Raw genomic sequence first — 12,209 nt, forward strand, 5'->3', positions numbered from 1 at the left:
ATATTTTATTCTATGTGCACCGGTAGCATAAACAACTATAATAGTGATTATTTATTAAAACACTTTATTACCACTTACTTTTACCGTATTTTGATAAAAAATTTATATTCTTATATAGAAAATAATATAATTTACAACACAATAATTGGTATTATACGATAGGGATCGTAATGATCACAACACATTTAGTTTGGTTTCGTAATGATTTAAGGATCACTGATAACAGGGCTCTATATGAAGCCTGTAAAAATGTGCATGCTAAAGTTCTTGCTATATATATCGCAACACCCGTACAATGGAAACAGCATGACATGTCACCGCGTCAAGCAACATTTATTTATCAAAATTTACAATATTTAGCATATAATTTAGCAAAAAAAAATATCCCACTATATTATCATCAGTGTGATGATTTTATTGCAATAATAAAATGGTTGCCAGATTTCTGCAAAAAAAATAATATAAAAAATATATTTTATAACAAACAGTATGAGATAAATGAAAGACGTAGAGATAATAATATAACTGATCTATTAAGTGGTATATGTAAAGTTTATGAGTTTGATGACTCTTTATTACTTCCACCAGGTAGTGTAATTACTCGTAAGGGTGAGATGTATAAGATATTTACCTCATTTCGCAGAGCTTTTTTGCAAAGACTCACACCTTTAGATACAAATTCTTTACCGGCACCTAAGGTAATTAACCAAATATTTCATCTATTTAAACTTAAACCGTTTGATTATCCCAAACAAGAGATAGATCCCGTGCTATTTCCTGCAGGAGAAGATGCAGCTTTAAAACGACTTCTTTTGTTTTGCCGAAAAAGTGTACAACATTATTCTCATCGTCGTAATATTCCATCTATACATGGTACAAGTATGCTTTCTCCGTATCTTACACTTGGTGTATTATCTCCGCGTCAGTGTTTTAATCAGATATTAATAGAATATCCTAACACATTAGATAATACTAACAGTGGTGCTTTTATTTGGATTAATGAGCTAATTTGGCGTGAATTTTATCGTCACTTATTGGTAGCTTATCCAAAACTATGTTGCCATAAACCATTTATAAAATGGACTAATAATATCCATTGGATTAATAAGGACGAATATTTAGTAGCTTGGCAAAATGGAAAAACTGGATACCCAATTATTGACGCAGCTATGCGTCAGCTGAACTATATTGGTTGGATGCATAATCGTTTACGCATGATCGTAGCTAGTTTCTTAGTTAAAGATTTATTGATTAACTGGAGAGAGGGAGAGCGTTACTTTATGTCTCAACTGCTAGATGGAGATTTAGCAGCTAATAATGGAGGTTGGCAATGGGCAGCATCTTCTGGAGTGGATTCTATAAATTATTTCCGCATTTTTAATCCTATAACCCAAGGAAAACGTTTCGATAAAGATGGTAATTTTATACGATGTTGGATTCCTGAATTAAAAGATGTACCAAATAATGAAATACATTACCCACATCTATGGGCGATAAAGCAACATCTCGTGTTAGACTACCCTAAACCATTAGTGGATCATGCACTAGCACGTAAGCATACTCTTGAATTTTTTAAAAAAGCAAAATATCAATAGAATAATATAGGATAAAATATTACTAAGATTTTATCTATATTCGCTAAACTTATTTAACATTAGAAGGTTTATAAGCTAAAAATATTCTTTAGTTATAAATAAACTTTCTTGCTTTATTTTTTTAAAAAATATTTTTTATTGAATATTAAATTCAATGATTTATGTATTTCTTAAGATATTAAAAAACATAAAAATATTTTATATATATATTACTTTTCTATATCATATATTATACAAATAAAATTTTTATGGGATTAATCTAAATAAAATAACGCTAATTACTTCTATAGCTTATATTTAATTTTACAATAATTTTTGTACACTTTCTAAGTGGGATATTCTAGATAAAATATTATATTTTATGATTTATGATTTATGATTTATGATTTATGATATTAAACTTATATAAGTTGATAATATCATATTGTAAATATTTCCTTACTTTTAAAATAATTTTACATAAAAAAATATTTATATATCTTTAAGTATTACTTAAAATAATATTTTAATATAAGAAAATATATTATGTCCTCTCACAGTATTAGACAATATAAATATATTAACTTATATTGATATCAATATATATATTACAAGTATAATATAACCGTGAATAGTTATAATAATTAATAAAATTAGTTAACTATGCTCTTCTTGTACTACACTTACATTATATAATTAAATATATTATATACTTTATTTATATAAAAAATATAAATATATTTTTATACTTAATTATTATACTTAATAATAATTAAGTAGTATTAAAAATGTTCTTCTGCTATAAAAGAAGTCTTTTATAAACAATATATCAATATGTATTACAATAATATTCCCAAAGTATTTGTACACTTTTTTATATAAATAATAATAAATATTATATATATTTATATAGCACAACTAATCTTAATATATAATAGTAAAATAATATGGTTCTTAAAACATCAATCTTTATCAATACGGCTAGGATCAGCTCCTCGCTGATCACGATATTTTGCATCTTGGCGACTATTATAAGGACGTAAAGCTGGTCCAGATAATAATTCAAAGCTTATAGCACCGATAGTCATATTAGGACTAAGTGCTAAAGGAAGTTTACCGGAATTATAAAATTCTAGAACGATACATCCTTGCCAACCAGGATCAATACGATGTGCCGTTACATGCACCATTAACCCTAAACGAGCTAGTGAGGATCGACCATCTAACCAGCCGACTAAATCATCAGGTAAAGTTATCACCTCTAATGTTACTGCCAGTGCTATCTCCCCAGGATGCAAAAAAAATTTTCTTTCTTTTTCGAGTGTAATCTCATCACTCATAATCCGTTCTAATGATTCTGATAGCTCTTTCTTAGGTCCGCTTAGATCAATATAAGCGGCAGTATACCCCCTAAAAACACGAAATTTATTTCCTAAATGCACATCAACCGTGGCACCATTAATACAACTTACCGGTGGGCGAGGTAAAATAATAATTTTTCCCGAATCTAACAATGCTTCAATATCACGATCGCAAAGTTTCATACTTTCTTTCTCTATAGAGGAAAATCATTACATAGTATATATAGTATCTTATAACTCTTATCTATCTAAGATATTTAAAAGATATATGATATTTTTATAATAACTATATCTATGGCTTAGTAATAGCATTACCAAATTTTATAGTACCTAGCTTTATTTATATATTAATCACTACTTTTTAAAAGTAATTATTAGTATAATTATAAATTTCTTAAAACATTTATTATTTTAACACAGTAGATATGACAAGGATAGTTATATTTCACTATTAAGAACTAATAGAGCTCTTTATGGTTTTATAATATTTTATATATAATCATAAAGACAAATTTTCTTAATCCTTTTTTAACTTATATTAAAAATTTTAATTTGATTTAATGTATCCATTATAATATATATTAGGCAATAAATACTGTACTTTCTTGTATATTTTTAATATTTAAACCTAAAATTTTTATATAAATTTTATTATGTTTTTTAAATAAAAAATTAATATAAAATTATGTATAAATAAACTCTTGTATTTTATAAACATAAGAAATAGAAAATTACTTATAATACCATGAATATGGTATTATATATTACAAAAATATAAAAATCATTATTTATCTTTTAGTATATGGTAATAATATAATTACTTTTACTACTATCTACTAGTAAAAGTAATTATATTATTTTATAAGTTTATTTTTTAAGAATATATTATGCTGTATATTGAAGTTCAATAAGAAGATTACTAGATGATATATCTATAACTTCAATATATAATTAATTTTAATTAATGATTTACAAATTAAAATGCTTTCAATTAAAGTATAGATATAAGGATAATTTATTTTGTAAGACTTAAATCACGGTTTACCACTAGACTGATTTTTTAAAAAAAATAGTATCTAAAATTAGACGAAAATTAAAATAATATTTTAATATTATTTTTAAAACAACTACATGAAAAGATTAAAATAATTTACTAATACAATTAGTAAATTATAACTTACAATAAGTTATAATTATATTATTATTACCTTATTTAAAAAAAATTTTAAATCAGCATAAACATTATTAAAACTATTTTTAACTCTTTTAATTAAATAAGTAGTGTAATTATCTATTATAAACATAGACAATCTATTAATTAAATATTCTATCAACTATTTTAAAGTCATAGAGGGAAAAAGAAATTATTTTATAGTAAAATATTTTAAGATAATTTTAATATATTAAATTAATTTTTTAAACTTTAAAAAGTTTTTTCTTTTATTTCCCCCTTACTTTTAGCATGAATTATTAATTAAATATTACGTAGCTCTGATATAAAAGATAAGCGTGGGCAATTATACTTATAATACACACAAAAATGATAAGTATTCAGTAATTACTGATATAAAATACCATTTTATATGCTTAATGATTATTTAGTATTACTTCTGTACTAAATAAGTGATTTTATTATATTTCATTACCCATAATAATTTAATTATTATCTTAATAATATATTTTTAATAAAAATTTTACCATAAAAGAAAAAATATACTAATATTAATGGAGAATATTTAAATAGTAACTATACTCTAGTTAATATAAGAGATTTAAAAACATCTTAAACACTAAAATTCTCAATTTTTTATTTTAATTCATATACTATACCTAGGATTTTAAGAATCCTAAATCATATAAAAGCAAATAATATTATATAATTTAAATATTGATTTGTTATTAACATAACCCATCATTTTAAATAAAACAATAAATACAATATTTAAATATAATATATTTAGATTTATAATATATATAATAAATTTCTACTGCAATTATACAAAAATATTGAAGTGCTATTATATTGATTTATATAATATATACAACTTATTATAGATTTTTTAAAGAAATTAAATTTTTCATATTAATTTAAATCTCTCAATGGCATAATTAAAGGAGAGAATTCTTTCATAACCTTACGATATACATCTCTTTTAAATGACACTACCTGACATACAGGATACCAAAAACTCACCCAACGCCAACAATCAAATTCGGGAGCAATAATTCTTTTCATATTTATTTCAGACTCATGACACATAAGCTGTAATAAAAACCAATGTTGCTTTTGGCCAATACATACCGGTTTTTTATACCAACGTACTAAACGTATAGGTAATTTATAACGTAACCAGTAACGTGTTGATGTTATAATTCTTACATCTTTTTCCTTTAATCCCACTTCTTCGAATAATTCCCGATACATTGCTTGCTCATGGGTTTCTCTAGGATTGATCCCCCCTTGGGGAAATTGCCAAGAGTTTTGACCAAGACGACGAGCCCAAAGTACTTGCCCTTGATGATTACAGATTACAATACCTACATTTGAACGATAGCCATTATCATCAATCACTAGACTTCCTCAACAATAATTAGTAAATATCTTATTATCATTTTAAAATTATATTTAAGAGTAAAGCAATTCGTGAGTGAGATAAAAACTCGTAAAATTAATATAAATAATAAATTTTCTTTATGTTAATATCCTTATTATAGCTAATTAGCTTATTGAATTTTTAAAATAAAAATTATTTTATTAAGTATTAACAATATCTAATGTATTTAATAGTATTATCATCATTATATATTATTGAATATTATTCAATAATATATTTTTAAAATTATTCAATAATATTGATAATATATTTTATGTTTATTATAACATTTATAATAAATTCATTACTCGTCACCCACTCTATATTTACTGCAAGATCATTACTTTGTATTTGCATTATAAGTTTAATACAATATAATCATTTTAAAATCGCATTCTAATTATTACCTTATTTATGATAATCACTCTCACAATAAAAATATATTAAATTAAGTATAGTGATTGACTGGTTATACTATATACATTAATAAAAATTATATTAATTTCTATGCTGTAGTATTTTACAAAATAATAAAGTGCATTATTTTAATTTCTAAAAGTAATCTCATTCTATACATAGAGCTACTAATTTATATTAATCACAAAAAAATTTAACATTAAAGTATAATTGCAAATAAGTATTATTGATAAAAAAACTCTTCTAGAGAGTAGCGTATCTATATAACTTGTAGCTCAAAATCAATATTAGTATTACTTAGTAATTTAAATACATTTTATCCAGCTTGAGAGATAAACAAATAAGCATGATTAAAATATTTAAGAATATTTTTTATCTATTAAATTAACAATATGTAATAACAGTATTGTATTAAGAGTTAATTTTCATATATAAAACATACCTTATAATTTTTCTAAAATTTGATCTAAACAAAATATATCTAATATATTTTATTTAGATTTTTAAAATTTATCATATTTTTTAAGAAATCTAGTTAGTTTTAGTTTTAAAACATCCTAAATCAAAATAATAGATATTATATTTTGTATTACATAGTTTTTACGTTAGAAGAATAATTCTCTATAATAGCGATTATTACTCTTATTAATTAATCTGGTTTTATAAACTACTCCAAATCAATTAGTACATATAACTGCTTAAATACTATGCTAACTATTATATAATAAGGGTACTATAGTAAATTATTAGATTTATATTTTTGAAAAATAATATAAATATATTTTGCTAATCAATTCTTGACTATATATTATTATTATAATAACATATAAATGTTAGCCATTATATTAAAGAATAAAGCTACAAAATATTCCTTACACTAAATAAGACACCTAAAAATATCAATATTATTACATAAATATATATTGAATTATTTGAAAAAGTAGAATACAAACTAAATAAAATTATTAATTATTAAATATAATCATATTATATACAGCTTAGTTTAAATTATAAACATATATTTTACTAAATTATCAAAACTACAAAAACCTTTTTAAGTTAAAATTTAATTTAAAAAAGTTTATATTTCATAAAAAACGATAAGATACCATTGTTAAACAATAGCCAATACATATAATTAATAAGATAATAGTATAAAATATTCAAAAAAACCATTAACAGGCAGATAGTATACTATTATCTAGTAAGATACTTTACTTAAGTAAATAAAAAGTTACATAATGGATATCTATCCTATTGATTAATGGTTTATAAGTACATTAAGAATTAGTATCAAGTAATAAATATGATAAAATAATTAAATCTAATTTTATAAAGACATAATACCTAGAATGAATATAAATATCTATTCTCTATGAAGATGTATATTTAATATTATACTATAATTACTTCACCATATATAAATATTAAAAATAGTATTAAGCATATAACAATACTAGTATATGTTAAAACAGCATCCTATGATTTACATTATAGAAAGAAATAATGATACAAATGTAAAGTATATATTAATTATCAAATCACTATTTTATTCTATAAAAATTACTGCAGATGTAATTAAAATTTATTTGCTTAAGATATCTTAATAGTAAGCATTAAACTAAAAGATATATATTTAATACTGGTATCCTATAACAATCACTATATTGTAGTGCTCTATTTTTAATAAAAAAGCTAAATATTTATTTTAAATAAATTATTATACTTTTTGATCTATTAAACTAAATAATAAGATTACGTTATCTATAAAATAGATACTATTCAAACCAATTTTGTTTACTAATTTATTAATAAAATAATTATAGATACATCTACCATTTATTATTAAAATATTTTTTATTAAATATTTTAATATTTAATAGTATATTATGGTTTTAAACAGTAAAACATTTATACTAGTAAATATTTTATTAATTAAAAAATATATATACTTTAAAATACTTAATTAAATATCTAGTAGATAATATTACACTTAGTCTATTTTGCAATATGAATTTATTAATATTATTATGCACATATCTAATAGAATATATATAATATTTTTATCCTAAAATTAAACAATTAAATTCTATAATATATTATAAGTTTATCACTAAACATTATCATACTTCTAATGAAGTATTATTAAAGCATTTCATATCATTCATTATAAAAAATAAATCAGTGTTTATAATATTATTCTAACTTATCTAGAGTAATATTATAGATATAAATCATTTTATAAAGTTATTATTCTAATAATACAATTATTTAAAATAAAAACATTACCGCAATTAATAGTAATTATATTAAGAGATATACAAAACTAAGTTGAATTATATTAAACTATATAATGTTATATTTAAACATAATATGTTTAGATATAACAAATAATTATACTAGTAATATATAAAGATTGTAATATATACAATTATTATTATCTTACTTTTCAGTAAGAGACTATATTTTTGTGCTTATCCACAACTAGCTAAATACATTATTAAACACTCAACATACGATTATTTATAAGTCTCTTTTAAATTCAAAATACTAGAACTATTTATAAAAATTATTAACATAGTCAAATTAAAATAATTTACTAAAAATTTTTTATTAACTCAATTATTATACTTAAATTTATTTTTTATATTACACTTTATTTTTTGTATACTTTTAAATTTTAAATTTTAATTCTAATTAAACATACAAAATTTTCATATATTATATAATTCAATAAATTAAGCCCGCAAAAGCGGGCCTTGAGGTCTTACTTACTACCATATTAAAATGCATTGTTAGAATACTAGGGATCTCTCTTTAAGAGAGATCCATGAACTATTATAAACTAAGTACTCTACAAAATATTACAAAGCAACAACATTAGCAGCAGCAGGCCCACGCGGACTATCTTGGATAGTATATTCTACACGCTGGCCTTCAGTTAGAGTTTTAAAACCTTCACTAGCGATAGCAGAAAAATGTACGAATACGTCTTTACTACCATCTTGTTGTTCAATAAAACCAAAACCCTTGCTTTCGTTAAACCATTTTACTTGACCGGTCTTCTTAGTCATTTATATTACCTTATAACTGAATTAAAATTTCCCTAAGGGGTAGAGTCCTACGCTAATTAACAACACTTATGAATGGCACTAAGAATATGGTTCGTCTAACAAGAGGAATCGAAAGATAACTTCTTAAGAAAGAACGATTTATCTTATGTCGTTACATAAATTAATTATTATCATAGGTTAATTATATTTACTCATAAAGGCGAATAATGAGCAAGTCATTTTTTTTAAAAAATTACTAACTATAAAAGTATTTTAATTATATTCTATCTTTATAGAATATAATTATTGATATTTAATGTTTTTCTAAAATTAATGCAGTAATTTTTGTTAATAATTCTTTTCTTTTGTCATTAGGTATTTTGACATTAACAGGTAAATACCACCAGTTATATTGAGCGAAATCACGACATTTTACTGCATCTTTTTCAGTCATAATAAGCGGTTGGTTATCAGGAGTAAGGGCTTTTAAAATTTTTACATTATATTTTTGATGATCAGAAAAAGAAACAACCTCAGTCACTGATACTCCCAACTGTCTTAATGTAGAAAAAAAACTAGTAGGATAACATATACCTGCCATAGCTACAGCACTTTTAAAAAAATCAGGGGTACATGATTCTCTAGTTTGTATATTCACAAAATTGTAACCAGAAAGACTCATTGGAATCTCTCCAGTAACTACTTTACCACCATTAGTAATTACTGCATCAACAGAACGCAAACGTCCAGCTCGTTCCCTCATTGGCCCAGCTGGCAACCACCAACCATTACCAAAACGGCGGACACCATCCACTAAAACTAATTCTAAATCTCGCTCTAGAGCATAATGCTGTAAGCCATCATCAGTTATTATAATGTCTACTACAGAATATGCTAGAATTACTTTAATAGCATCGCTACGCTTAGGTGCTACAGCAACAATAGCTCTAGTACGTTGGTATATGAGAACAGCTTCATCTCCCGCTTCATCTGTTGAGGTTTTTATATCTAATAAAATAGGGTAATTTTCTGAATATCCTCCATATCCACGGGATACCACACCAACACGACAACCTTTAATATGTAACTGTTCTACTAGCCAGATCACAAATGGTGTTTTACCATTCCCCCCCACAGTTAAATTACCAACTACAACTACAGGACATGGTGCTTTCCAACTTTTTAACCAGGAAATAGAATAGCAAAACTGGCGAATACTACTGACTAATCCGTAAAGTAGAGAAAAAGGAAGTAAAAATAGATATATTGGCGACTTCCCTGACCATATACGTTCAATCATAAACCAAACTGCAATCTATGAAGCTGTGCATAAGCACCGTTATTTGCTAACAATGTATTATGATCTCCTCGTTCAGCAATGTGACCATCTTCAACTACAATAATCTCATCAGCGTTTTCAATGGTAGAAAGTCGATGCGCAATTACCAAAGAAGTACGATTTTTTTGTAATTCATCCAGAGCATATTGAATTGCACGCTCAGATTCAGTATCTAATGAAGAAGTAGCTTCATCTAAGATCAGTACTGGACTGTCACGTAACAATGCACGAGCAATAGCAATTCTTTGACGTTGACCTCCAGATAGTAAAACACCGTTCTCACCAATAAAAGTATCTAAACCATGATCCATTTTCTCAATAAAATCCATAGCATGAGCCATTCGAGCAGCTTCTTCTATTTGCTTACGACTATAAACTTCATGGCGTGCATAAGCTATATTATTTGCTATAGTATCATTAAATAAATAGACATTTTGAGAAACTAAACCAACTTGATTACGTAAAGAACTTAATGTATATTCACGTAAGTCATGTCCATCTAAAAGAATTTTTCCCTCTTTAAGATCATAGAAACGCGTTAGCAAATTAGCAATTGTTGATTTACCAGCACCTGAACGTCCAACTAATGCTATAGTTTTATTAGCGGGAATTTTAAAACTAACATTCTTAAGAGCAGGTATACTTTTACCATTATAGTGAAACGTTACATTGCAGAACTCAACATCCCCCTTTGCGCGATTAACTTCCAGCTTGCCAGTATCTTTTTCCTGTTCTAGATCTAGAATAGTAAATAAAGTTTGGCAAGCTGCCATACCTCTCTGAAATTTAGCATTTACATTAGTCAGTGATTTAAGAGGACGCATTAATGCAATCATTGAGGAGAATACTACCGTAATAGTACCTGCAGTTAAAGTCTCCATAACTGATGGAAAACTAGCTGCATAAAGTACAAACGCTAAAGCAAAAGAAGATATCAATTGTATAATCGGATCTGATACAGAAGATGCAGCAACCATCTTCATATTTTGTTGGCGCATCCAATTACTAGTTTTATCAAAACTTTTTATCTCTACATCCTGACCACCAAAAATTAATACTTCTTTATGTCCTTTTAACATCTGTTCGGCATTAGTAGTTAATGTACCCATAGTATTTTGCATATTATTACTGATATCACGAAATCTTTTTGATACCTTACGGATAGTAATAGAAACTATTGGAGCAATGATTATCAAAATAAAAGATAACTGCCAACTGTAATAAAACATCATACAGAATAAAGCAATGATAGAAGCACCTTCACGCACAACAATAATTAAGGCATCTGATGATGAGGAAGCTACCTGCTCAGAATCATAAGTAATACGTGATAATAATGTTCCAGTAGATTGTTGGTCAAAAAATGAAACCGACATACCCATGATATGGCTAAATAAACGGCGACGCATATTCATTACTACTTTTCCTGCAACCCAGGAAATACAATAGCTAGAAATAAAACCAGAAATACCACGAACAATCATTAACCCGATAACTACAAATGGCATGCATTTAAGAATATCTGCCTCTGTATTACTGAAACTATCATCTAATAATGGTTTTAACAATGAGAGCATGTAGGCATCACTACCTGCATTAATTACTAGAGCAATTGACGCAACAATTAGTCCTCCTTTAAACGGAGAAATTGATGGCCATAAGCGAATAAATGTTTGCCACGTCGAAAGACATTTATTATTTAACATTTAGTTAACCAATTAAAAATAAAAGATCTATAAATTGTATTCACTATATTCTTTAACATTAAGTCTACCATTACACCAATATAAATTAAAAAAATTTGATGTACTTATTCGCTACTTATTAATTTTTTATAAACATTAATCCACCTATGATGAAGTGAGTATGTT

6 protein-coding genes are annotated in these 12,209 nt (G+C 25.1%); 1 reads left to right on the forward strand and 5 read right to left on the reverse strand.

Annotated elements, in window-relative coordinates; translation table 11 throughout:
- Nucleotides 1-173 precede the first annotated feature (173 nt).
- Complete coding sequence (gene phrB, locus K0T98_RS02120) at nt 174-1,595, forward strand: deoxyribodipyrimidine photo-lyase (RefSeq protein WP_225639675.1); 1,422 nt, start codon at nt 174-176, stop codon at nt 1,593-1,595.
- Between the two features lie 941 nt (nt 1,596-2,536).
- On the opposite strand, the gene dcd is transcribed toward phrB, so the two are convergent.
- The 5 genes from dcd to msbA form a co-directional block, all read right to left on the reverse strand.
- Entirely contained in the window at nt 2,537-3,118 is a 582-nt protein-coding gene (gene dcd / locus K0T98_RS02125; protein WP_225639220.1) for a dCTP deaminase, read from the reverse strand.
- A gap of 1,900 nt (nt 3,119-5,018) precedes the next feature.
- Entirely contained in the window at nt 5,019-5,507 is a 489-nt protein-coding gene (gene rppH, locus K0T98_RS02130; RefSeq protein WP_225639221.1) for an RNA pyrophosphohydrolase, read from the reverse strand.
- A 3,303-nt stretch (nt 5,508-8,810) separates the two neighbouring features.
- Nucleotides 8,811-9,020, reverse strand: coding sequence for a transcription antiterminator/RNA stability regulator CspE (cspE, locus tag K0T98_RS02135; RefSeq protein WP_225639222.1), 210 nt, complete (start codon nt 9,018-9,020; stop codon nt 8,811-8,813).
- Between the two features lie 292 nt (nt 9,021-9,312).
- Nucleotides 9,313-10,299 (reverse strand): tetraacyldisaccharide 4'-kinase, encoded by a 987-nt coding sequence (lpxK, locus tag K0T98_RS02140; RefSeq protein ID WP_225639223.1) that lies wholly within the window; start codon nt 10,297-10,299, stop codon nt 9,313-9,315.
- The gene (gene msbA, locus K0T98_RS02145) at nt 10,296-12,044 is read right to left on the reverse strand and encodes a lipid A ABC transporter ATP-binding protein/permease MsbA (protein ID WP_225639224.1); all 1,749 of its coding nucleotides are present in this window, start codon (nt 12,042-12,044) and stop codon (nt 10,296-10,298) included. Before msbA ends, lpxK begins: the two co-directional genes overlap by 4 nt.
- Nucleotides 12,045-12,209 lie beyond the last annotated feature (165 nt).

The organism is Candidatus Profftia sp. (ex Adelges kitamiensis), from assembly GCF_020342455.1.
Classification (GTDB): domain Bacteria; phylum Pseudomonadota; class Gammaproteobacteria; order Enterobacterales; family Enterobacteriaceae; genus Profftia.